This window comes from Pseudomonas sp. SW-3 (assembly GCF_016615645.1).
Taxonomy (GTDB): domain Bacteria; phylum Pseudomonadota; class Gammaproteobacteria; order Pseudomonadales; family Pseudomonadaceae; genus Aquipseudomonas; species Aquipseudomonas mandelii.
The window spans coordinates 5702083-5723905 of the sequence record NZ_CP067098.1; the positions used below are offsets into that span (position 1 = coordinate 5702083).

Below are 21823 nucleotides of genomic sequence, written 5' to 3' on the forward strand. Positions count from 1 at the left end.
CTGGAAGGTTGCGTGCGCGCCTTTCGAGCCCAATTGAACATCAGAGGGAGTTGTTTTTATGGGCCCATGGCTCGATAGCGTGACCGGTTGGCTGGCGGCTAACCCGCAATGGCTGGCCGCGGCGGTGTTCATCGTGGCATTCGTGGAGTGCCTGGCGATTGCCGGGCTGATTGTGCCCGGCACGGTGTTGCTGTTCGCCGTGGCGGTACTGGCCGGCAGCGGGGCGCTGTCATTGAGCGAAACGCTATTGCTGGGATTTACCGCTGGCGTTCTGGGCGACATCGTTTCGTACTTCATCGGTCGACATTTCCACCAGAATATCCGGCGCCTGCCGGGGTTACGCCACCATCCGGAATGGATCGCCGGCGCCGAGGCGTATTTCCAGCGATACGGTATTGCCAGCCTGTTGGTCGGACGTTTTATCGGCCCGCTACGCCCGATGCTGCCGATGGTTGCCGGGATGTTCGACATGCCGTTCCCGCGTTTCGCCGCTGTCAGTTTGCTGGCCGCCGCGGGCTGGAGCGTCGCTTACTTACTGCCTGGCTGGGCCACGGGCGCAGCGATTCGCTTGCCATTGCCCGACGGGTTCTGGCCTGAGGCAGGAATCGTCGCCGGCAGCATTGCGGTAATGATCGGCTTGAGCGTGACCAGCAGCCTGCGCCGCCATCGCCACGCCACCGCCTATATAGCCGGCCTCGGCCTGTTAATTCTGGCAGGGCTGTTTATCGGCTACCCGCACCTCACCGCGCTCGACCAAGGCGTGATGACCCTGGTGCAGGAACATCGCAGCCCGATGCTCGATGAACTGGCCGTCACCTTCACGCTGATCGGCGAATTCCGCAACATGCTGGTGTTCAGCGCCCTTCTGACCGGCTTGCTGTTGCTCACCCGGCAGTGGCGCCAGGCGATTTTCGCCGGTGGCACCCTGCTCTTCACCGCGCTCGGCAACACGTTCACCAAACAATTTTTCGCCCGCGTGCGCCCGGAAGTACTGAGCGATCCGCTGACCAGCTACAGCATGCCCAGCGGCCATGCATCGGGCGCCTTCGCGTTGTTCCTGACCCTCGCCGTGCTGGCCGGTCGCGGTCAGCCGCCGCGGATGCGCCTGACCTGGTTGCTGCTGGGTTGTTTGCCGGCCCTGACAATCGCCCTGTCCCGGGTGTACCTGGGCGCGCATTGGCCAACGGATATATTGGCCGGCGCGATGCTGGCGGCGTGCGTGTGTGCCGCCAGCTTGTGGCTGAGCCAGCGCCAGACACCGCTCAATGCCATGCCGCCGAAGATCTGGTGGCTGGTATTGCCGGCGATGGTGGCGTTGTTCGGGTTCTTTGCATTGCGACATTTGCCGAATGCAATGTTGAGATATGCGTATTAGGCTGTTGCCTGATGAGGTACACGCCATCAGCTTGCAAAACTGATGGCGTTTTTTTATTTGCGCTCCTCACCCGGCTTATCAACAATCTTGATCACGAAGTTGACGGGATCATTGTTGAACGCATCATGCTTGGAGACATTAGGATCAACATCTTTAAAATGCACTTTCCCCTTGTCGTTTGCCAGATAGAGCGGCCGACCATTAAGCTCACTCACGAGCTGCACATACCCTGGACCGGCAGCAAAATCATCAAAACTCGCTTGGTCCACCCCATGCTTACGTATCGAAAACCTGGCACCTTCCGAACCGCTATTCATATATAGATGACGGGTTCCGACATTAACCGTCAAATGACCACCTTCATAGGCGCCTCGAATAACGGCCAGCACTTCATACTTGCCAGCCTTGGGCACAAACTTCAACAATAGAGGCTTGTCATCCTCATGATCGGCGAGCGTCAGAATACTTGTGCTGTCGTCACTCGCCAATGCCACCTCCACGTCCAGGCGTTCGCGCCGGGTGATTCGCGGGTCACGCAGCCTAAGCTTCAGGCGCTGCTGGTTGAGCACCACCGGCGTGCCGTTGACGTAAAGATTAGCGGTAAATGCACTGCTTTGATTTTCCAGGGACATCAATCACCTCAAGATGCTGTTCACTCAATTTTTTTCAGCAAGACGCGCAAAACCCAGTCCGTTGCCGAATAGTTTATAAGTCGTGTACTAAAGAGCCGTCGGAGCGTTTGAAGTATCGACGGCAGTACCGGAGACTGGAAGTTTTACGCGCTTGCGCTTACGTCGAGCGACAACCATTGAATCGGCATAGTAAGCAGCGGCATCAATAATATTAGCCGTATTCGGATCGTTGCTCGCGTGCTTTAAAATATAGCGCCCGGCAATATCATCCCAGAACATCCATTCATCTTCATATAGCGTCATAACCACATCCATATAGTTAACCCTTATCCGCTCCATGCGAATAACTGCAAACTACTGACTGAGCTTTACGAAGACAATAGTGGCGAACCGAAGAACTTAATACAAAGTACAACTAGGCAAACAACTCACCCTGCAACTCGTCCAGCAGCGCCTGGATCGCATCCAGCCGCTGCTGGGGATCATCGAGTTGCAGCAGGTCGATCTTGTCCACTTCGGCAAACGGCAGCAGATAGGCCAGCTGATTGGCCAGTGACTGTTGCCCGGTCGCTTCGGTGCCCATGTTCAAGGCTTCGACCATCGGGTGTTCGGCCAATGCCTTGAGCAGGGCGACCAGGTCCGCATCCTCATCCTGCAGCGGCTGTTCAGGTTCGTCTTCCAGCCACTCGACCTCAGCGACGGTCAATTGATCGCGCTGTACCTCGGTGCGCAACACATGAAAACGCCGCCCGCCCTGCACGCGAATGCCCAGCAGGCCATTGTCCTGTTGTTTGAAATCAGTGATCAACGCTTCGCAGCCGACCAGCGCATAGCCCGCAGGTGCGATGCCCACTTCTTCGCCGTCGAGAATGCACACAACGCCGAAGCCGACGCCCTTTTTCATGCAACTGCCGATCATGTCCAGGTAGCGCGCCTCGAAGATCTGCAAGTCGAGGATGCAGCCAGGAAACAGCACAGTGTTCAGCGGAAAAAGCGGCAAGCTCATAGACATATCCTTAAACCACCATCGACACCGCCAACGGCAGGAACACCGCCGTGGCCACGCCCATCAGACTCATCGCCAGCGCCGCGAAAGCGCCGCATTCTTCACTTTCCTGCAAGGCCACCGAGGTGCCGACCGCATGGGCGGTCATGCCCAGAGCCATGCCCCGGGCTTCAGGGCTGTGCACGCCCAGCCGGGTCAGCATACCCGGACCGAAGATCGCACCGATCACGCCGGTGATCAACACGAACACCGCGGCCAACGCCGCGACACCACCGATCTGCTCAGCCACCAACATGGCAATCGGCGACGTCACTGACTTCGGCGCCATGGTCATCAGGATCATGTGTTCGGCACCAAACCACCACCCCAGCAACACGCCCATGCCCGTGGCAACCACGCCGCCTATCACCAGCGTAGTAAAAATCGGCCAGAACAACTGCCGAATGCGTCGCAGATTGAGATACAGCGGCACTGCCAGCGCAACGGTCGCAGGTCCGAGCAAGATGCTGAGGATCTCGGTGCTCTTGCGGTACTCGACAAACGTGATCCCACAGACCGTCAGCACACCGATCACCAACAGCATGGAGACCAGCACCGGTTGCAGAAAGATCCAGCGGGTTTTTTCAAAGGCTGCCAGCACCAGTTGATAAGCGCCCAACGTAATGCCGAGGCCGAACAACGGGTGATGAATCACCGAGTCCAGCGCACCCTGCCAATCGAGGATCATGAGCGATCTCCGCGATGGGCATGACGCTTGACCATGCGCTGCATCAGCACCCCGACAAACGCCATGGACAGCACCAGCGACAACACCAGCGCGCCGGCAATGGCCCAGAAGTCTGCGGCGATGTCCTTGGCGTAAACCATCACGCCCACGGCTGGCGGCACCAACAGCAAAGGCAAATAGCGCAGCAGGCTGCTGGCGGCCAGGTTCAACGGCTCGCCGACTTGCCCGCGCGAAATCAGGTACACCAGCAACAGCAGCAGGCCGACAATCGGCCCGGGCAGTACCGGTAAAAACAAATGGTTGATGGCTGTGCCCAGCAATTGGAACAGCACCAGCCAGGTCAGGCCACGTAACAACATCCAGCATCTCCCGCACGCGCGCCCCACCAAAAAGGGGCCGGGCATTATAAGCACGTCAACGCTATGGATCGGCATTCGCCAAAAGCATGGTCAGTTGACCGGAGCAATTTGCCATGTTGATCTAAAGTGGTTCACAGGGAGGCCAAATCCCCCCACTCGAAAAACTATAAATCCGATGAAACCCAAGGAGAGTCTCAATGCCCTATGTTCCCGTTGCAGAGCTCAAAGATTATGTCGGCAAGGAACTCGGACGTTCCGAATGGCTCACCATCGATCAGGAGCGCATCAACCTGTTCGCAGAAGCCACAGGCGATTATCAGTTTATTCACGTCGACCCGGTCAAAGCCGCGCAAACGCCATTTGGCAGCACCATTGCACACGGATTCCTGTCACTGTCGCTGATCCCGAAACTGATGGAAGACATCCTGATCCTCCCTCAAGGGGCGAAGATGGTGGTCAACTATGGCCTGGACAGCGTGCGCTTCATCCAGCCAGTAAAGGTCAACTCCAGGGTTCGGCTCAAGGTCGACATGAACGAAGTCATCGAGAAAAAACCCGGCCAATGGCTGCTCAAAGCCACCGCCACGCTTGAAATCGAAGGCTCGGACAAACCGGCGTATATCGCCGAGCCGCTGTCCCTCTGTTTCGTCTGACACAGGTCTGATTGCGAAACAGCTCACGCTGTTTCGCGCCGTATCTCTATATATACGACACATAGCTGCGGCATACTCCGTCGCATAATTGCCCGGATCCCGCTATGCGCTCACTTGCACTCCTCGCCCTGACCCTGTTGCTCACCGCTTGCGGCGACGGCGAATCGCTGCTGCCCCCGGATGCCCGCTTGCCGGACGGCGGGCGCTATCGCGGTGATCTGGTCAACGGCTTGTTGCAAGGCCAGGGCCGCATCGACTACCCCAACGGCAGTTGGTACGCCGGCGAGTTCGACAAGGGGCAATGGCATGGCCAGGGCGAGTGGCATGGCAGCAACGGCGAAGTCTATCGGGGCCAATTCAATCAAGGCCTGTTTGACGGCAAGGGCACACTGACCACCAGCGGCAGCAGCTACACCGGCGGATTCAAACTCGGCCGCCGTGACGGTGAAGGCACGCTAAAAGAAAACGCGATGACCTATCGCGGTGAATTCAAGGCCGATCAATATTCAGGGCTCGGGCGTCTCGAACTCGACGACGGCAGTTCCTACCAGGGCCAGTTCGCCAATGGCAAACCCAACGGTGAAGGGCAGCGCGGCGACGCCAGTGGCAATCAGTTCACCGGGCACTTCAAGGACGGTCAGCTGGAAGGCAACGGAACCTTCAACAGCGCCGACGGCGACATCTATGTCGGCGGCTTCAAGAACAATCAACTGCACGGCAAGGGCCGCTACGAAAACGCCGACGGCGATGTCTGGCTGGGCCAGTTCAAGGAAGGCTCGCTGAACGGCAAGGGCGAGTTGATCGGCGCTGACGGCAGTCATTACATCGGCCAGTTCAGCGACTGGCGCTTTACCGGCCAGGGTCGATTGAACCTGCCCGACGGCAGCTTCTACATCGGCCAGTTCGACAGTGACAGCTACTCGGGGCTCGGCACCCTGGTGCTCACCGACGGCACAGTGCAAAGCGGAACGTGGGTCAATGGCCAGCGTGTTCGCGATGCCGACGGCAAGTTGCTGCCCGACACCCTGGAGCTCGGCTTGCTGGCCCAGGGCCGGTTACTCGATGACGCTCTGTCCAACGTGCCAGCCTCGACCCCGATGGTCGAGCTGTACACCTTGACCCTGGGCGGCGACGGCAAGCAGAGCGTGTTCCTGCGCGAGTCCGATTACGTCAGCAACATGCTCAGCAGCCGCTTCGGCGCCTTCGGCCAGATCCGCCTGGTGAACCATCGCGATCACCTCGTAGACCGGCCGATGGCCACCCGGGAAAACCTGCGCCGCGCCGCAATGACCCTGGCCGAACGCAGTGGCCCGGAAGACTTGATCTTCATCTACCTGACCAGCCATGGCAGCAGCGAACATGAACTGGTGCTCGACCAGCCGCGCATGGAACTGGCCGACCTGCCGGCCGACGAACTCGCCGCCGTGCTCACGCCCTTGAAGAACCGCGACAAGATTGTGGTGATTTCGTCCTGCTATTCCGGCGGCTTCATCCCCGCGCTCAAGGATGAACGCACGCTGATCATGACCGCCTCGCGCGCTGATCGGGTGTCCTTCGGTTGCTCGGAAGAAGCCAATTTCACCTACTTCGGCGACGCGCTGTTCGCCCAGGCGCTGAACCAGACCGACGACCTGGAACATGCCTTCAAGCTGGCCAAGGCCACGGTGGCAGAGCGTGAACTCGCTGACGGCTTCGAGGCCTCTGAACCGCAGCTCTGGGCGCCGAAAACGGTCCTCTCGCACTGGCAACTCTTGCGCAAACAGCAGGCACGAAAAGCGCTACAAAGTGTCTCTATCAGCAGCAAGGATGCAAAGAGCAACTAAGCTGAACAGTATCAAGGGGGAAACACTATGTACTTGACGCCTCAGCATGTACTGCTTGCCGGAGCTACCGGGTTGACCGGCGAACATCTGCTTGATCGCCTGCTCAATGAGCCAACGATTTCAAGGGTACTGGCCCCCTCACGCCGGCCACTGGCCGAGCATCCCCATCTGGAAAACCCGGTCGGCGACGCGGCGGCGTTTCTGCCGCAACTGAACGGTCGCGTCGACATCGCCTACTGCTGCCTCGGCACCACAATCAAGCAGGCTGGCTCCGAACAAGCCTTTCGTGCGGTCGACCTGGACATGGTGGTGGCGTTCGCCAAACGTGCACGTGAAATGGGTGCCCGGCACCTGATCGTGATCAGTGCCCTGGGGGCCGATCGCAGATCCTCGATTTTCTACAACCGGGTCAAAGGCGAGATGGAGTACGCATTGCGCGCGCAGGACTGGCCGCAGCTGACCATTTGCCGACCTTCGTTGTTGCTGGGCGATCGACTGGAACCGCGCACGGCCGAGCAACTCGTCGGGCCGTTGTCGCGCTTGATCCCTGGCAAGTACCGCGGCATCGAAGCCTGCCAACTGGCTCGCGCCATGTGGAGACTGGCGCTGGAAGAGCAGGATGGGGTACGGATTGTCGAATCGGATGAACTGCGCAAGCTAGGCAAATAATTCTTTGGTGTCTGAGAGGGCGCCTTCGCGGGCAAGCCTCGCTCCTACACAGGCAACGGAGAACCTGTAGGGCGAGGCTTGCCCGCGAAGGGCGCACACCGATTCAAAGCCGAACGCTACAACCCGCCCGTCGCCTGGAAACTCACCCCGATCACCGTCAGCAATGACAACGGCAATAACAGCGTGTCGAGCAACGCGCTGGCCGGCAGGTCGACGCCGGGGTAGCTCGGCGCTTCGGCGCCGAACCGGTCCATCGCGCAACAACCGCCATTCATGGCATACAAATCCAGGCGCGTCCCCGCGTACACCACTGGCGCCCCAGGCTTGGCCGCGTCCAGCGTACGCGCCGTGGCGCAGCCCCCCAATTGCAGGGCCAGCAGAACAATCAGCAGCTTATTCATCGCTGCTCAAATGGTGTTCGCCCCAGCGCGGCAGCATGTCTTGCGGGATGTTCAGCAGATTGAGAATCCGCGCCACGACAAAGTCGATCAAGTCATCGATCGTCTGCGGCTGATGATAAAAGCCCGGCGACGCCGGCAATATCGTCACGCCCATGTTCGACAGCTTGAGCATGTGTTCCAGATGAATGCTCGAATACGGCGCTTCACGCGGCACCAGAATCAGCTGGCGACGCTCTTTCAACGTCACGTCGGCAGCCCGCTCGATCAGGTTGTTGCAGGCACCGGTCGCGATCGCCGACAACGTCCCGGTGGAACACGGCACCACCACCATCGCCGCGGGCGCACCGGAACCCGAGGCCACTGGCGACATCCAGTCTTCCTTGCCGTACACCTTGATCTGCCCGGCGGCCGCACCGGTGTATTCAGTGAGGAAAGCCTGCATCGTCTGCGGTTTGGCCGGCAGCGTGACGTCAGTCTCGGTGGCCATCACCAGTTGCGCCGCCTTGGAGATCAGGAAATGCACCTCGCGGTCTTCGCGGATCAGGCAGTCGAGCAGACGTAAACCGTACTGGGCGCCCGAAGCGCCCGTCATCGCGAGGGTGATGCGTTCCGGGCCGTTGTTCATTGCAGCGCCTCGGCGAGTTTGCCGTGCAGGCCGCCGAAGCCGCCGTTGCTCATGATCACCACGTGGGTGCCGGGCTGGGCCTGGCTCTTCACGCGCTCGATGATGCCTTCCAGAGAGTCGCTGACGATCGACGGCACCGTGCACAACGCGGCGGTCGCGCCCAGGTCCCAACCGAGGTTGGCGGGGGCATACCAGATCACTTGATCGGCATCGACCACGCTTTCCGGCAAGCCGTCGCGGTGAGCGCCGAGCTTCATGGAGTTGGAGCGCGGCTCGATGATCGCAATCAACGGCGCATCACCGATGCGTTTGCGCAGGCCGTCGAGGGTCGTCGCAATGGCCGTCGGGTGGTGAGCGAAGTCGTCGTAGATGGTAATGCCGCGAACCTCGGCGACTTTCTCCATCCGGCGTTTCACGCTTTTAAAGGCGCTCAATGCAGCGATGCCCATCGACGGTACAACGCCGACGTGGCGAGCAGCCGCCAGGGTGGCCAGGGCGTTGGCGACGTTGTGCTGGCCGGTCATGTCCCAATCGACGACGCCTTGGGCGACGCCTTCGAACATCACTTCGAACCTGGAGCCGTCTTCGCTCAGCAGCTTGACCTGCCACTGACCGCCGGCACCGGTGGTTTGCACCGGAGTCCAGCAGCCCATCTCGATGACGCGCTGCAACGCTGGCTCGGTGGTCGGGTGAATCACCAGGCCTTCGCTCGGGATGGTTCGCACCAAGTGGTGGAACTGCCGCTCAATGGCGGGCAAATCCGGGAAGATGTCGGCGTGATCGTATTCCAGGTTGTTCAGAATGGCCGTGCGCGGGCGGTAGTGAACGAACTTGGAGCGCTTGTCGAAGAACGCGCTGTCGTACTCGTCGGCTTCGATGACGAAGAACGGTGTGTCACCCAGACGCGCCGACACCGAGAAGTTCTGCGGCACGCCGCCGATCAGGAAGCCCGGGCTCATGCCCGCGTGCTCCAGGACCCAGGCAAGCATGCTGCTGGTGGTGGTTTTACCATGGGTGCCGGCGACGGCCAGGACCCAGCGACCTTGCAGCACGTGGTCGGCCAGCCATTGCGGGCCGGAGACGTAGGGCAGGCCTTTGTTCAACACGTATTCGACGGCCGGGTTGCCGCGCGACATGGCGTTGCCGATCACCACCAGATCCGGCGCCGGATCGAGTTGGGCGGGGTCGTAGCCTTGGGTCAACTCAATGCCCTGCGCTTCAAGCTGAGTGCTCATCGGCGGATAGACGTTGGCATCGGAGCCCGTCACGTGATGGCCCAGCTCTTTGGCCAGAACCGCCATCGAACCCATGAAAGTGCCGCAGATACCAAGAATATGAATATGCATAGTCGACCTCGTAAAACATGGCCGCAGGTTAGCGTAGGGTGGGAAAATTCGCACCTTTGTTTCGGGTCAACGCAAAACCCGCAGGAGCGAGGCTTGCCCGCGAAGGCCATAACACGATTCCGCTAGTACACCGCGTAATCGTTCTTCGCGGGCAAGCCTCGCTCCTACAGTGTGACGACGTGCCTAGCGGGCGATGCCGTGTTTGCGCAGTTTTCGATAGAGGGTGTTACGGCTGACGCCGAGCTGCTCGGCGGTATGGGTCATGTGCCAACGGGTCTGTTCCAGCGCATTGAGCAACGCCAGCCGCTCGGCATCGTCCAGCGGATGTTCGGAAGTCTCTTCAACGGCCACAACCGGCACCGGTCGAACCTGACGAATCATCACCGGCAAATCCTCCAGCCCGATCCGCCCGTCGTCACACAACGCCGCCAAGGTGCGCAGCACATTGCGCAACTGCCGCACGTTCCCCGGCCAGGCGAAACCCAGCAAGGCTTGCCGGGCCGGCTTATCGATCAGCACCGTCTCCGCGCCCGCTTCCTCGGCCAGCAGAAAATCAAGCAACTGCGATTTATCACTTCGCTCACGCAACGCCGGCAATGCGATCTCCAGCCCATTGAGCCGGTAATACAAATCCTCGCGGAAGCTGCCGTCCTGCACCCGCTCCAGTAAATGGCGGTGAGTGGCGCTGATGATCCGCACATTGACCGACTCCGGCTCGCCGCCAATCGGCACCACCTGACGATCTTCCAGCACCCTTAATAGCCGGGTTTGCAACGCCAACGGCATGTCGCCGATTTCATCGAGGAACAGTGTGCCGCCGTCCGCCTGCTGCAACTTGCCGCGCATGCCTTCCTTGCGCGCGCCGGTAAAGCTGCCGCCGCGATAACCAAACAGTTCGCTCTCGATCAGGCTTTCAGGGATCGCCGCGCAGTTAAGGGCGACGAAGGCCTTGTCGGCCCGCTGGCTGGCCTGATGCACGGCTTTGGCAAAGGCTTCTTTGCCGGAACCGGTTTCGCCATTGATCAACAGCGGCACGTCTCGCTCGAAAACTCTCAAGGATTTGCGGAAATCTTCCTGCAACGCGGCATCGCCCAGGCAGATGCCCGACAGGCGCGGACGCTCGGCAATTGTCGGACCTGGCACCACCGGCACCGGAATGCTGCGCGGCTGCCCGCGCAACACGGCAAACAGACTCCGCCCATCACGGGTGCGCAACGGCCAACTGGCGCTGGCGTTGACACTGGCGCGGCCGAGCAAGTCATCCAGCGAGCAATCGAAAAACGCCTCCACCGGCTTGCCCAGCAATCCACCGCGAATATGCCCCAGCAAGTTCAGCGCACTCTGGTTGACCGCGCTGATCCGCCCTTCCACGTCGAACGCCAGCAAGCCTTCGCTGAACAGCCCGACGGATTCGGCTTGCAGGTGAAAGCGCAGCAACCATTGATTGTCGAAGTAGCGCAGGAAATAGCAGCTCTCGATCATCTTCGCCGAGAGATTGACCAGGGCCATGGTGTGGAACTGGCTTTGACGTGAGACTTCGTGACGCGCCGAGGACACATCGAGAACCGCCAGCAGCTCGCCGTGAGGGTCGAATACCGGGCTCGCCGAGCACGTCAGGCCGGTGTGGCGGCCGCGAAAGTGTTCATCCTGGTGAATGGTCAGCGACTGGCGCTCCACCAGGCAGGTGCCGATGCCGTTGGTGCCTTCGCAGGCTTCGCTCCAGTCGGCGCCAAGCCACAGGCCGGCGCGCTCGAAGATTTTCCGTTCGGCCGGTGCGGTGACGCAGTTGAGGATCACCCCACGGGCGTCGGTGAGCAGCACGGCGTGGCCGGCGCCGGAAAGTTGCTGATGCAGACTGGTCATTTCGCTGCCGGCGATGTGCAGCACTTGCTGCAAGCGTTCGCGGCTTTCCAGCACCCGGCCGTGTTCCAGCACCGTCGGCGCCATCGTCAGGGCCGGGTCGAGGTGATAATCCTCAAGGCAGCGCAGCCATGAACGGGCGATGGACGGGTCGCTGCCAGGACCGTGCAGGTGGGATTTGCCCTGGGTGACGGTCAAGACTTGTTGGGCATGGCGACTCAAATGGTTGTCGTGCATTTCTTATTGTTCTCTCCGAGAGCTGTGCTGAACCCCATCAAGGGCTGACACACATCTTGTGGCCCAGCATCCTCCAGCCATCGGCGCATTGCAATGCTGGCAAGACCGCCCGGTCACAAGCTGTGCCACAAGCGGTACAAAGTGTCACGAGGGCTGTACCGGAATCGTCACAGGCGCCGCCCGCCCGTCCGACAAAAAACGCGCAAGACCTTGATTTGCCTGACCTGCAGGGCAGTGGCCCGACCTTTGCTCTACGCTTATAGCAAGCGCACATGCGCTCTCCCTTATAAGCACAAAAAGCCAAGGAGAAATCACCATGCGTTACGCTCACCCCGGTACTGAAGGCGCTATCGTTTCGTTCAAGAGCAAATACGGTAACTACATCGGCGGCGAGTTCGTCGCGCCTGTCAAAGATCAGTACTTCACCAATACCTCGCCCGTGAATGGCCAACCGATTGCCGAATTCCCGCGCTCCACGGCCGAAGACATCGACAAAGCCCTGGACGCCGCCCACGCCGCCGCCGATGCCTGGGGCGCCACGTCCGCCCAGGCGCGCTCGCTGGTGCTGCTGAAAATCGCCGACCGCATTGAACAGAACCTGGAAGTCCTGGCAATCACCGAATCCTGGGACAACGGCAAAGCCGTGCGTGAAACCCTCAACGCCGACATCCCGCTGGCCGCCGACCATTTCCGCTACTTCGCCGGTTGCATCCGCGCCCAGGAAGGCAGCGCCGCCGAGATCGATGGCAACACCGTGGCCTATCACATCCACGAACCGCTGGGCGTGGTCGGGCAGATCATCCCGTGGAACTTCCCGATCCTGATGGCCGCCTGGAAACTCGCCCCGGCCCTGGCCGCCGGTAACTGCGTGGTGCTCAAGCCTGCCGAGCAAACGCCGCTGGGCATTACTGTGCTGATGGAGCTGATCGGCGACCTGCTGCCGCCGGGCGTGCTGAACGTCGTGCAAGGTTTCGGCAAAGAAGCCGGGGAAGCCCTGGCCACCAGCAAACGCATCGCCAAGATCGCCTTCACCGGCTCGACCCCGGTCGGCTCGCACATCATGAAATGCGCCGCCGAAAACATCATTCCGTCCACCGTGGAGCTGGGTGGCAAGTCGCCGAACATCTTCTTCGAAGACATCATGAAGGCCGAACCTTCCTTCATCGAAAAAGCCGCTGAAGGCCTGGTGCTGGCGTTCTTCAACCAGGGCGAAGTCTGCACCTGCCCTTCCCGCGCGCTGGTGCAGGAGTCGATCTACGACGACTTCATGAAAGTGGTGATGAAGAAAGTGCTGTCGATCAAACGTGGCGACCCGCTGGACACCGACACCATGGTTGGCGCCCAGGCGTCCGAGCAGCAATTCGACAAAATCCTGTCGTACCTGGAAATCGCCAAGGGCGAAGGCGCCGAGCTGCTGACCGGCGGCAAGGTGGAAAAACTCGAGGGCAACCTGGCGACCGGGTATTACATCCAGCCCACCCTGCTCAAGGGCACCAACAAAATGCGCGTGTTCCAGGAAGAAATCTTTGGCCCGGTGGTGAGCATCACCACCTTCAAGGACGAAGCCGAAGCCCTGGCCATCGCCAACGACACCGAGTTCGGCCTGGGTGCCGGCCTCTGGACCCGCGACATCAACCGCGCCTACCGCATGGGCCGCGCCATCAAGGCCGGTCGTGTGTGGACCAACTGCTACCACCTGTACCCGGCGCATGCCGCGTTCGGTGGTTACAAGAAGTCCGGCGTCGGCCGTGAAACCCACAAGATGATGCTCGATCACTATCAGCAGACCAAAAACCTGCTGGTGAGCTACGACATCAATCCGTTGGGCTTCTTCTAAACCGACTGTCGCAGGCAAGCCACTCTCCTTGTGGGAGTGGGCTTGCCTGCACATTGGGCCTTCGCTCCCACCCGGCAACCACGCCGGTCAAAAACAATAAGAACAGGTGAAACCTATGCCTAGCGATCAAGCCAGCGTGCAGCCGGCTACCTCCTCGGTCGACTTTGAAAAAGTCGGCTCCGACTATTTCCAACAACGGGAACTGAAAAAAGGTGCAGCAGGCTGGGTCCTGCTGGTGGGTCTGGGCGTGGCCTACGTCATCTCCGGCGATTACGCGGGTTGGAACTTCGGCCTAGCCCAGGGTGGCTGGGGCGGCATGTTTCTCGCCACGTTACTGATGGCGACCATGTACCTGTGCATGTGCTTCTCCTTGGCGGAACTGTCGTCGATGATCCCTACCGCGGGTGGCGGCTATGGTTTTGCCCGTAGCGCATTCGGACCGTGGGGCGGTTTTCTGACCGGCACCGCGATCCTGATCGAATACGCCATCGCTCCGGCGGCGATCGCGGTGTTTATCGGCGCCTATTGCGAGTCACTGTTCGGCATTGGTGGCTGGATGATTTACCTGGCGTTCTACATCATCTTTATCGCCATTCACATTTTCGGGGTCGGCGAAGCCCTGAAACTGATGTTCGTTATCACCGCCATCGCCGCGCTGGCATTGGGCGTGTTCCTGGTGTCGATGGTGCCGCACTTCGACGTCGCCAATCTCCTCGACATCCCGGTGACTGACGCCAAGGGCGCCAGCAGCTTCCTGCCTTTCGGCTACGTCGGCGTGTGGGCGGCAATTCCTTACGCGATCTGGTTCTTCCTCGCTGTCGAAGGCGTGCCGTTGGCAGCAGAAGAAACCAAAAACCCGAAACGCGACCTGCCCCGCGGCTTGATCGGCGCCATGCTGGTGCTGGTGAGCTTTGCCCTGCTGATTCTGGTCATCGGCCCGGGCGGTGCGGGCGCCAATGCACTGCTGACCTCGGGCAATCCGTTGGTCGAAGCATTGAGCAAGGCCTATGGCGGGTCGACCTGGATGGGCCACTTCGTCAATCTGGTGGGCCTGGCCGGGCTGATTGCCAGTTTCTTCTCGATCATCTACGCCTATTCGCGACAGATCTTCGCGCTGTCCCGCGCCGGCTACCTGCCGCGCAAACTGTCAGAAACCAACAAGAGCAAGGCGCCCGTACTGGCTCTGATTATCCCCGGCATCATCGGATTCGGCTTGTCACTGACCGGTCAGGGTGACTTGCTGATTCTGGTAGCGGTGTTCGGTGCGACCATTTCCTACGTCCTGATGATGGCGGCGCACATCACACTGCGCATTCGACGCCCCAAAATGGATCGGCCCTATCGCACGCCCGGCGGTATTTTCACCTCCGGTGTAGCGTTGGTGCTGGCTTGCATCGCCGTAGTAGCGGGTTTTCTGGTAGACCCACGCGTAGTGATTGGCGCTGCGATCATCTATGGAGTGTTAATTGCTTACTTTGCTTTCTACAGTCGGCATCACTTGGTAGCAGGCACGCCCGAAGAAGAATTCGCGGCCATTCAGAACGCTGAAAAAGCCCTGCACTAACGGCCAGAAATTACGGCGCAGGCCCTGTCTGCGCCGTCACGGAGAATCTGTATGGCAAGTTTTGCTCACACGGTCGGCGCCCTGACCTTCCGTTTCGACAGCCTCAAGGACGTCATGGCCAAGGCCAGTCCGGCGCGCTCCGGGGATTTTCTGGCCGGCGTCGCCGCCCTCAACGATGGCGAGCGCGTAGCGGCGCAAATGGCCCTGGCTGACATTCCGCTGACTCACTTCCTGCAGGAAGTACTGATTCCCTATGAGGCTGATGAGGTCACCCGACTGATCATCGACACTCACGACAAACATGCGTTCATGGCCGTCAGCCACCTCACCGTCGGCGGCTTCCGCGACTGGCTGCTGAGCGACGCGGCCGACGAACAGAGCCTGCGCGCCCTGGCGCCCGGGCTGACCCCGGAGATGGTCGCCGCTGTCTCGAAGATCATGCGTGTGCAGGATCTGGTGCTGGTGGCGCAAAAGATTCGCGTGGTCACGAAATTCCGCGGCACGATGGGCTTGCGCGGGCGTTTATCCACGCGCCTGCAACCCAACCATCCCACCGACGAACCGGCCGGCATTGCGGCGAGCATTCTCGACGGCCTGCTGTATGGAAACGGGGACGCGATGATCGGCATCAATCCGGCCACCGACAGCATCGCGTCGATCTGCGCCATGCTGGAAATGCTCGACGCAATCATTCAGCGCTACGAAATCCCGACCCAGGCCTGTGTGCTGACCCACGTCACCACCTCCATCGAGGCGATCAATCGCGGGGTTCCGCTGGACCTGGTGTTCCAGTCGATCGCCGGCACCGAAGCGGCCAACGCCAGTTTCGGCATCAACCTGAATGTCCTGCAGGAAGGTTACGACGCCGGGCTGAGCCTGAATCGCGGCACCCTGGGCCAGAACCTGATGTATTTCGAGACCGGCCAGGGCAGTGCCCTGTCAGCCAACGCCCACCACGGCATCGATCAACAGACTTGCGAGACCCGTGCCTACGCTGTGGCGCGTCATTTCAAGCCGTTTTTGGTCAACACCGTCGTAGGATTCATCGGCCCGGAATACCTCTACAACGGTAAACAGATCATCCGCGCCGGCCTTGAAGATCACTTCTGCGGCAAGCTGCTCGGCGTACCGATGGGCTGCGACATCTGCTACACCAACCACGCCGAAGCCGATCAGGACGACATGGACACGTTGCTGACCCTGCTGGGCGTCGCCGGGATCAACTTCATCATGGGCATCCCCGGCTCCGATGACATCATGCTCAACTACCAGACCACCTCGTTCCACGACGCCCTTTACGCCCGCCAGACCCTGGGCCTGAAACCGGCGCCGGAGTTCGAACAATGGCTGGCGAGAATGGGCATCCTGACCCAGGCGGATGGCAAGATTCACTTCGGCGACAGCCTGCCGCCGGCCTTCCGTCAAGCCATGGCGCAATTGGGATGAGCGTTGAAATGGATAAACCACCTGTTGACCCAGAGAATCCGTTGCTGGAGCTGCGTCGCCTGACCCCGGCGCGGATTGCCCTGGGCCGCACCGGCACCAGCATGCCGACCAGCGCGCAACTGGATTTCCAGTACGCCCACGCACAAGCCCGGGACGCGGTGCACTTGCCGTTCGATCATGCCGGGCTCAGCTCGCAACTGGCCGAGGCTGGACGCGAGAGTTTGCTGCTGCACAGCGCCGCCACGAACCGGGACACTTACTTGCAGCGCCCTGATCTGGGGCGAAAGTTGAGCGATGAATCGGCGCAGACCCTGCGCGAATACGCGCAGGCGAACCCGGGTGGCGTGGATCTGGTGATCGTGGTCGCCGATGGCTTGTCGGCGCTGGCCGTTCATCGCCATACCTTGCCGTTTCTGGCGCGGATGCAGGAGCAAATCGAGGCTGAAGGCTGGTCCGTTTCACCGGTGGTGCTGGTGGAACAAGGGCGGGTCGCGGTGGCCGACGAGATTGGCGAACTGCTCGGCGCAAAAATGGTGGTGATCCTGATCGGTGAACGCCCGGGTCTCAGTTCGCCGGACAGCCTGGGTTTATATTTCACCTACAATCCAAAGGTCGGGCTGACGGACGCCTACCGCAATTGCATCTCCAATGTCCGGCTCGAGGGCCTGAGCTACGCAATGGCGGCACACCGCTTGCTGTACCTGATGCGCGAGGCTTGCCGCCGCCAGCTGTCGGGGGTCAATCTGAAGGACGAAGCCCAGGTTCAGACGCTGGAGTCGGACGCAGGTGCGGACATGAAAGGTAATTTCCTACTGAGCCCGCCGAATGCCTGAACCGTTTCCGCATTGCGTTTCTGTTCCGGTTTCAGGCAGGATCGATGCACGGCTGCCCGAGTGAAGAACCGTTCGCCGTCAGAGCACGTGAAGACAGCCACTTGAAGACGAGACCTATCGATGCGGATTATTCAAGCGACCCTCGAACACCTGGACCTGCTGACCCCGTTGTTCGTCAAATATCGCGAGTTTTATGGCTCCTTGGCTTATCCAGACTCCTCCCGGGCATTCCTTGAGAAACGTCTGCGCCGCAAGGAATCGGTGATCTATCTGGCGCTGGCCGATGACAAAGACAAGCTGATGGGTTTCTGTCAGTTGTACCCGAGCTTTTCCTCCCTTTCGCTCAAGCGCGTGTGGATCCTCAACGACATCTATGTCGCCGAAGACGCCCGCCGTCAGCTGGTGGCCGACAACCTGATTCGCACCGCGAAGAAAATGGCCAAGGAAACCAATGCCGTGCGCATGCGCGTTTCCACCAGCAGCAACAACGAAGTGGCGCAGAAAACCTACGAATCCATCGGGTTCAAGGAAGACACCGAGTTCAAGAACTACGTATTGCCGATCAGCGACGAGCTCTGATCCTGACTTCTGTGATGAGGGAGCGCGCTCGTTCATCACAGAAAGGGTTATTTATTGTCACCAGACTTCCGGCCGCGCCATAGACATCCCCCGCTACAATCTCGACGCGCGTTTCACCACTCAGCCCGTATAATGCCGGCCTTTTCGGCTTGTAAGAAAAACTACACTCGTCTGTAGGCTTTCGCGAAGTCATCCGCACAGGCCTGCTGAGTCCGGCCGTCACCACAGGTGCCCCTCCATGGATTTCAACCCGATCGACCTTATCCTGCATCTCGATGTTTACCTCGATTTGCTGGTGAACAACTACGGGCCATGGATCTACGCCATCCTGTTTCTGGTGATCTTCTGCGAAACCGGTCTGGTGGTGATGCCCTTCCTGCCGGGCGATTCCCTGCTGTTCATCGCGGGCGCCGTTGCGGCTGGCGGCGGCATGGACCCGGTGTTGCTGGGCGGTTTGCTGATGCTCGCAGCGATCCTCGGTGACAGCACCAACTATGTCATCGGCCGAACAGCGGGCGAACGCCTGTTCAGCAACCCGAACTCGAAAATCTTCCGTCGCGACTACCTGCAACAGACCCACGATTTCTATGACAAGCACGGTGGCAAGACCGTGACCTTGGCGCGCTTCCTGCCGATCATCCGCACCTTTGCGCCGTTCGTCGCCGGCGTCGCCAAAATGCCTTACCCGCGTTTCTTTGCCTTCAGTGTCCTCGGCACCATTCTGTGGGTCGGCGGTCTGGTGACCTTGGGTTACTTCTTCGGCAACGTGCCGTTCATCAAGAAAAACCTATCGCTGCTGGTGGTGGCCATCATCCTGCTGTCGCTGGTACCGATGATCATCGGCGTGGTCCGCAGCCGTTTCGGCAACGCCGCGTCCAAAACCCAATCGCGCTGACCCGCGATGTGGTCCCTGAGCGCCTGGCGTCGCCGGCGCATCCTGGCCAGACACCCGATTGCCGACGACGTGTGGCAGCGGGTGCGCCATCACTTGAGTTTTCTTGACGGCATCAGCGCCGCCGAAGACCAATGGCTGCGTGAAGCCTGCGTGCTGTTCCTGGAAGATAAACACCTGACCGCCCTGCCCGGCGTCGAACTCCATCAGGAACAACGCCTGTTGCTCGCCGCTCAAGCGCAACTGCCACTGCTGCACCTGGGCGATCTGAACTGGTATCAGGGTTTCCACGAAATCGTCCTCTACCCCGACGACTTCCTCAGCCCCCAACGGCATCGCGATGCCAGCGGTGTCGAACACGAGTGGGACGGCGAACACAGCGGCGAAGCCTGGCAGCAAGGCCCGATCATCCTTGCCTGGCCCGGTGTGATGGCCAGCGGCGGCTGGGAAGGCTACAACCTGGTGATCCACGAGCTCGCGCACAAACTCGACATGCTCAACGGCGACGCCAACGGCTTGCCGCCGCTGCACCCCGACATGCGGGTCAGCGAGTGGGCCAAGGTCATGCAACACGCCTACGACGACCTCAATCGGCACCTTGACCGCAATCCGGACGCCGAAACGGCCATCGATCCCTATGCGGCGGAAAACCCCGCCGAATTCTTCGCCGTCACCAGCGAATACTTCTTCAGCGCCCCGGATTTGCTGCACGAGGCGTATCCTCAGGTCTATGAGCAACTGAAGCTGTTTTACCGCCAGGACCCAATGGCCCGGCTACGGCAACTTCTGGCCGAGAACCCGGTCTATCAGGCACACGACTAGTGTCCAGCCTCACCGATACGTTGCTCTTTTGACGAGTGGTCGTTGTGGTCAGGCAAGGCGCCGCGACGAGTCATAGCTGGCTATGGCGAGGAGCGGCAACGCAGCATGACCGCAACGGACGCCGTCAAAAAGCAACAGTATCGGTGAGGCTGGGCACTCGGGTCTACACGACCTCTGGCACATAGCAACGGTGGCGGAATATGCCTATAATCGCCGCCACTTTTTGGTCAATCCGGCCAAGTGTTTTTGGTCAACTAACGGGGGCACCGCCCAATGAGCTACAGCAAGATTCCGGCTGGCAAAGACCTGCCGAACGACATCTACGTCGCGATCGAGATCCCGGCCAACCACGCGCCGATCAAGTACGAAATCGACAAAGACAGCGATTGCCTGTTCGTTGACCGTTTCATGGCCACCCCGATGTTCTACCCGGCCAACTACGGTTACATCCCGAACACCCTGGCCGACGACGGTGACCCCCTCGACGTGCTGGTCGTTACCCCTTACCCGGTAGCGCCAGGCTCGGTGATCCGCGCTCGTCCGGTCGGCATCCTGAACATGACCGACGACGGCGGCGGCGATGCCAAAGTCATCGCAGTCCCACACGACAAGCTGTCCCAGCTGTACGTCGACGTGAAGGAATACACCGACCTGCCACCCCTGCTGATTCAGCAGATCGAGCACTTCTTCGCGAACTACAAAGATCTCGAAAAAGGCAAATGGGTGAAGATCGAAGGCTGGGCCGGTGCAGATGCCGCTCGCGACGCTATCACCAAGTCGGTTGCTGCCTACAAAGGCTGAGACGCCACTGGCCTCGCGCCTGTGACGACTTGAAAAAAACCCCGGTTGATCCGGGGTTTTTTGTGGGCGTCTATCAAGGGCCTTTTAAACGCAGCGTTTAATTTCAGAACGCTACGTTTTTTCTTGTTTAATTTGTTCCAAATACGTCTTACATCCGGTCGTAAATTTCCCTCGAAATTTGAACGGCTCGTTTATTCAAAGCCCGGCGCAGCAGCCGTAGACTCGTGTTTATGAAAAAGAACACTAGCGGCCCACGGTTTAAAGCGCTCCTCGAAAAAGCGAAAATAACGACGACAGGTTTTGCCGCTTTCTTCGACACGGAGCCGCAAAATATCCATAACTGGTACACCCGCGGTGTGCCCGCCTACCGCATGGAAGAGGTCTCCAGATTACTCTCGGTAAACAGTGACTGGCTCAAAACAGGTGAAGGCCCACAAGACTCCAAACACCTGCGCCTTCTCGACGAGGCCGGCAACACCTTCGACGCCCAGGCCATTCGCGGCATCTACACGGTGGTCGAGCCCTCCGACGTCAAACTGCCCCTCTTCAAGGAACTCCCCATCGCCCCGGGGTCCTGTAAAACCCACGTCGCCGAAGACCCCGGCCAATTCATCCGTCTGCCCAAAAGCCACCTCGACTCCCTGGAAATCAAATACACGGATGTCTTCTGCGTCCACATGATCGGCAACGGCATGGGCGAGCGCATTGAGGACGGCTCGACCCTCGCCATCGACCGCGGACTGACCAAAGTGATTGACGGGGAAATCTATGCCATCGAGCACGACGGGATGCTGCGAATCAAATACCTGCACCGGATGCCGGGCAACGCCCTGCGGCTGCGCAGCTACAACAAAGCTGAACACCCGGATGAAATCTTCAATGCCGAGCAGATTGATAAGCAGAACATCAGGGTGTTGGGGTGGGTGTTCTGGTGGTCGACCCTGAACAAACGGCGGCCGGCGGTGCCATTTTTGTAGCTCCGCGCCGTACTCATCGAGAGCGTTCCCACAGGTACTACGCAATCCATGTGGGAGCGAGCCTGCTCGCGATGAGGGCGGAACATTCACGCTAAAATTCCGGCTGGGTCACTTAATCCCGAGCTCCGATAGCTCTAAGGCGCACACCGCACTGGGAATTCCCCAAAAAAATCAGTATGCTGCGCCCCACATTTGCGCATCAACCCGCCCCGCGGCTCTGATCGCACCGACAAGGCAGATGACTTTCTCGCCGAGTCCCACAGCCGGACGCAAGATCCGGGTGTACGTTTTGAAGGCTGGTGAGGTTTACCAAAAATGAACCAAGCCAGTCCCCGAGAAGCCGGCCACAAGCCGGCTTT

At 60.0% G+C, this 21823-nt stretch carries 22 protein-coding genes; 13 read left to right on the plus strand and 9 right to left on the minus strand.

Annotated elements, in window-relative coordinates; all coding sequences use genetic code 11:
- Positions 1 to 58: 58 nt before the first annotated feature.
- The gene (locus tag JIO00_RS25820) at positions 59 to 1375 is read left to right on the plus strand and encodes a bifunctional DedA family/phosphatase PAP2 family protein (RefSeq protein ID WP_010467359.1); all 1317 of its coding nucleotides are present in this window, start codon (positions 59 to 61) and stop codon (positions 1373 to 1375) included.
- 53 nt (positions 1376 to 1428) lie between these two features.
- Here the strand turns inward: JIO00_RS25820 and JIO00_RS25825 are convergent, their stop codons facing one another.
- The 5 genes from JIO00_RS25825 to JIO00_RS25845 all read right to left on the minus strand — a co-directional run bounded on the left by JIO00_RS25825 (position 1429) and on the right by JIO00_RS25845 (position 4099).
- The gene (locus tag JIO00_RS25825) at positions 1429 to 2007 is read right to left on the minus strand and encodes a hypothetical protein (protein ID WP_172791772.1); all 579 of its coding nucleotides are present in this window, start codon (positions 2005 to 2007) and stop codon (positions 1429 to 1431) included.
- An 87-nt stretch (positions 2008 to 2094) separates the two neighbouring features.
- Positions 2095 to 2310, minus strand: coding sequence for a hypothetical protein (locus tag JIO00_RS25830; protein WP_102594344.1), 216 nt, complete (start codon positions 2308 to 2310; stop codon positions 2095 to 2097).
- Between the two features lie 112 nt (positions 2311 to 2422).
- Positions 2423 to 3013, minus strand: a complete 591-nt coding sequence (locus JIO00_RS25835) for an LON peptidase substrate-binding domain-containing protein (protein ID WP_010467356.1) — start codon at positions 3011 to 3013, stop codon at positions 2423 to 2425.
- A gap of 10 nt (positions 3014 to 3023) precedes the next feature.
- The gene (locus JIO00_RS25840) at positions 3024 to 3740 is read right to left on the minus strand and encodes an LrgB family protein (RefSeq protein WP_077749938.1); all 717 of its coding nucleotides are present in this window, start codon (positions 3738 to 3740) and stop codon (positions 3024 to 3026) included.
- Positions 3737 to 4099 (minus strand): CidA/LrgA family protein, encoded by a 363-nt coding sequence (locus tag JIO00_RS25845; RefSeq protein WP_010467354.1) that lies wholly within the window; start codon positions 4097 to 4099, stop codon positions 3737 to 3739. Before JIO00_RS25845 ends, JIO00_RS25840 begins: the two co-directional genes overlap by 4 nt.
- A gap of 197 nt (positions 4100 to 4296) precedes the next feature.
- Between JIO00_RS25845 and JIO00_RS25850 the strand changes: the two genes are divergently transcribed.
- The 3 genes from JIO00_RS25850 to JIO00_RS25860 all read left to right on the plus strand — a co-directional run bounded on the left by JIO00_RS25850 (position 4297) and on the right by JIO00_RS25860 (position 7244).
- Entirely contained in the window at positions 4297 to 4752 is a 456-nt protein-coding gene (locus JIO00_RS25850; RefSeq protein ID WP_010467353.1) for a MaoC family dehydratase, read from the plus strand.
- A gap of 104 nt (positions 4753 to 4856) precedes the next feature.
- On the plus strand, positions 4857 to 6575 hold the full coding sequence (locus tag JIO00_RS25855; RefSeq protein ID WP_200667098.1) for a C13 family peptidase: 1719 nt from the start codon (positions 4857 to 4859) through the stop codon (positions 6573 to 6575).
- Positions 6576 to 6602: 27 nt separating this feature from the next.
- Positions 6603 to 7244, plus strand: coding sequence for an oxidoreductase (locus JIO00_RS25860; RefSeq protein WP_010467351.1), 642 nt, complete (start codon positions 6603 to 6605; stop codon positions 7242 to 7244).
- A 116-nt stretch (positions 7245 to 7360) separates the two neighbouring features.
- Here the strand turns inward: JIO00_RS25860 and JIO00_RS25865 are convergent, their stop codons facing one another.
- The 4 genes from JIO00_RS25865 to JIO00_RS25880 all read right to left on the minus strand — a co-directional run bounded on the left by JIO00_RS25865 (position 7361) and on the right by JIO00_RS25880 (position 11713).
- Positions 7361 to 7645 carry a YceK/YidQ family lipoprotein gene (locus tag JIO00_RS25865; protein ID WP_083375680.1) on the minus strand — a complete coding sequence of 95 codons (285 nt, stop codon included), beginning with the start codon at positions 7643 to 7645 and terminating at the stop codon, positions 7361 to 7363.
- Positions 7638 to 8270 (minus strand): flavin prenyltransferase UbiX, encoded by a 633-nt coding sequence (gene ubiX / locus JIO00_RS25870; RefSeq protein ID WP_010467349.1) that lies wholly within the window; start codon positions 8268 to 8270, stop codon positions 7638 to 7640. Before ubiX ends, JIO00_RS25865 begins: the two co-directional genes overlap by 8 nt.
- Positions 8267 to 9616 (minus strand): UDP-N-acetylmuramate:L-alanyl-gamma-D-glutamyl-meso-diaminopimelate ligase, encoded by a 1350-nt coding sequence (gene mpl, locus JIO00_RS25875; RefSeq protein ID WP_083375679.1) that lies wholly within the window; start codon positions 9614 to 9616, stop codon positions 8267 to 8269. Before mpl ends, ubiX begins: the two co-directional genes overlap by 4 nt.
- Positions 9617 to 9799: 183 nt before the next feature.
- A complete protein-coding gene (locus JIO00_RS25880) occupies positions 9800 to 11713 on the minus strand; it encodes a sigma-54-dependent Fis family transcriptional regulator (RefSeq protein ID WP_200667100.1) in 1914 nt (637 codons plus the stop codon).
- A gap of 316 nt (positions 11714 to 12029) precedes the next feature.
- On the opposite strand from JIO00_RS25880, the gene exaC reads away from it, so the two are divergent.
- The 9 genes from exaC (at position 12030) to JIO00_RS25925 (ending at position 21464) form a co-directional block, all read left to right on the plus strand.
- Complete coding sequence (exaC, locus tag JIO00_RS25885; protein ID WP_200667102.1) at positions 12030 to 13550, plus strand: acetaldehyde dehydrogenase ExaC; 1521 nt, start codon at positions 12030 to 12032, stop codon at positions 13548 to 13550.
- A 115-nt stretch (positions 13551 to 13665) separates the two neighbouring features.
- On the plus strand, positions 13666 to 15114 hold the full coding sequence (eat, locus tag JIO00_RS25890; RefSeq protein ID WP_077749222.1) for an ethanolamine permease: 1449 nt from the start codon (positions 13666 to 13668) through the stop codon (positions 15112 to 15114).
- 51 nt (positions 15115 to 15165) lie between these two features.
- A complete protein-coding gene (locus tag JIO00_RS25895) occupies positions 15166 to 16560 on the plus strand; it encodes an ethanolamine ammonia-lyase subunit EutB (RefSeq protein WP_083375677.1) in 1395 nt (464 codons plus the stop codon).
- Positions 16561 to 16568: 8 nt separating this feature from the next.
- The gene (eutC, locus tag JIO00_RS25900) at positions 16569 to 17393 is read left to right on the plus strand and encodes an ethanolamine ammonia-lyase subunit EutC (protein WP_177346247.1); all 825 of its coding nucleotides are present in this window, start codon (positions 16569 to 16571) and stop codon (positions 17391 to 17393) included.
- A 120-nt stretch (positions 17394 to 17513) separates the two neighbouring features.
- Positions 17514 to 17972, plus strand: coding sequence for a GNAT family N-acetyltransferase (locus tag JIO00_RS25905; protein ID WP_010467342.1), 459 nt, complete (start codon positions 17514 to 17516; stop codon positions 17970 to 17972).
- A gap of 238 nt (positions 17973 to 18210) precedes the next feature.
- Positions 18211 to 18867 carry a DedA family protein gene (locus JIO00_RS25910; RefSeq protein ID WP_010467341.1) on the plus strand — a complete coding sequence of 219 codons (657 nt, stop codon included), beginning with the start codon at positions 18211 to 18213 and terminating at the stop codon, positions 18865 to 18867.
- A gap of 6 nt (positions 18868 to 18873) precedes the next feature.
- Positions 18874 to 19686 carry a zinc-dependent peptidase gene (locus JIO00_RS25915; RefSeq protein WP_200667104.1) on the plus strand — a complete coding sequence of 271 codons (813 nt, stop codon included), beginning with the start codon at positions 18874 to 18876 and terminating at the stop codon, positions 19684 to 19686.
- Positions 19687 to 19959: 273 nt separating this feature from the next.
- Positions 19960 to 20487: an inorganic diphosphatase gene (gene ppa / locus JIO00_RS25920; RefSeq protein ID WP_008052339.1), complete on the plus strand. Its 528-nt coding sequence runs from the start codon at positions 19960 to 19962 to the stop codon at positions 20485 to 20487.
- Positions 20488 to 20717: 230 nt separating this feature from the next.
- A complete protein-coding gene (locus tag JIO00_RS25925; RefSeq protein WP_154914156.1) occupies positions 20718 to 21464 on the plus strand; it encodes a S24 family peptidase in 747 nt (248 codons plus the stop codon).
- The last annotated feature ends 359 nt before the right edge of the window (positions 21465 to 21823 follow it).

Coding starts and splice junctions, on each gene's coding strand:
- mpl (WP_083375679.1), bottom strand. CDS start 9,616: ATGCATATTCATATTCTTGGTATCTGCGGCACTTTCATGGGTTCGATG.
- JIO00_RS25845 (WP_010467354.1), bottom strand. CDS start 4,099: ATGTTGTTACGTGGCCTGACCTGGCTGGTGCTGTTCCAATTGCTGGGC.
- JIO00_RS25860 (WP_010467351.1), top strand. CDS start 6,603: ATGTACTTGACGCCTCAGCATGTACTGCTTGCCGGAGCTACCGGGTTG.
- JIO00_RS25925 (WP_154914156.1), top strand. CDS start 20,718: ATGAAAAAGAACACTAGCGGCCCACGGTTTAAAGCGCTCCTCGAAAAA.
- ppa (WP_008052339.1), top strand. CDS start 19,960: ATGAGCTACAGCAAGATTCCGGCTGGCAAAGACCTGCCGAACGACATC.
- JIO00_RS25830 (WP_102594344.1), bottom strand. CDS start 2,310: ATGACGCTATATGAAGATGAATGGATGTTCTGGGATGATATTGCCGGG.
- JIO00_RS25910 (WP_010467341.1), top strand. CDS start 18,211: ATGGATTTCAACCCGATCGACCTTATCCTGCATCTCGATGTTTACCTC.
- JIO00_RS25905 (WP_010467342.1), top strand. CDS start 17,514: ATGCGGATTATTCAAGCGACCCTCGAACACCTGGACCTGCTGACCCCG.
- JIO00_RS25825 (WP_172791772.1), bottom strand. CDS start 2,007: ATGTCCCTGGAAAATCAAAGCAGTGCATTTACCGCTAATCTTTACGTC.
- JIO00_RS25855 (WP_200667098.1), top strand. CDS start 4,857: ATGCGCTCACTTGCACTCCTCGCCCTGACCCTGTTGCTCACCGCTTGC.
- eat (WP_077749222.1), top strand. CDS start 13,666: ATGCCTAGCGATCAAGCCAGCGTGCAGCCGGCTACCTCCTCGGTCGAC.
- JIO00_RS25840 (WP_077749938.1), bottom strand. CDS start 3,740: ATGATCCTCGATTGGCAGGGTGCGCTGGACTCGGTGATTCATCACCCG.
- JIO00_RS25850 (WP_010467353.1), top strand. CDS start 4,297: ATGCCCTATGTTCCCGTTGCAGAGCTCAAAGATTATGTCGGCAAGGAA.
- exaC (WP_200667102.1), top strand. CDS start 12,030: ATGCGTTACGCTCACCCCGGTACTGAAGGCGCTATCGTTTCGTTCAAG.
- JIO00_RS25865 (WP_083375680.1), bottom strand. CDS start 7,645: ATGAATAAGCTGCTGATTGTTCTGCTGGCCCTGCAATTGGGGGGCTGC.
- JIO00_RS25820 (WP_010467359.1), top strand. CDS start 59: ATGGGCCCATGGCTCGATAGCGTGACCGGTTGGCTGGCGGCTAACCCG.
- JIO00_RS25895 (WP_083375677.1), top strand. CDS start 15,166: ATGGCAAGTTTTGCTCACACGGTCGGCGCCCTGACCTTCCGTTTCGAC.
- ubiX (WP_010467349.1), bottom strand. CDS start 8,270: ATGAACAACGGCCCGGAACGCATCACCCTCGCGATGACGGGCGCTTCG.
- JIO00_RS25915 (WP_200667104.1), top strand. CDS start 18,874: ATGTGGTCCCTGAGCGCCTGGCGTCGCCGGCGCATCCTGGCCAGACAC.
- JIO00_RS25880 (WP_200667100.1), bottom strand. CDS start 11,713: ATGCACGACAACCATTTGAGTCGCCATGCCCAACAAGTCTTGACCGTC.
- JIO00_RS25835 (WP_010467356.1), bottom strand. CDS start 3,013: ATGAGCTTGCCGCTTTTTCCGCTGAACACTGTGCTGTTTCCTGGCTGC.
- eutC (WP_177346247.1), top strand. CDS start 16,569: ATGGATAAACCACCTGTTGACCCAGAGAATCCGTTGCTGGAGCTGCGT.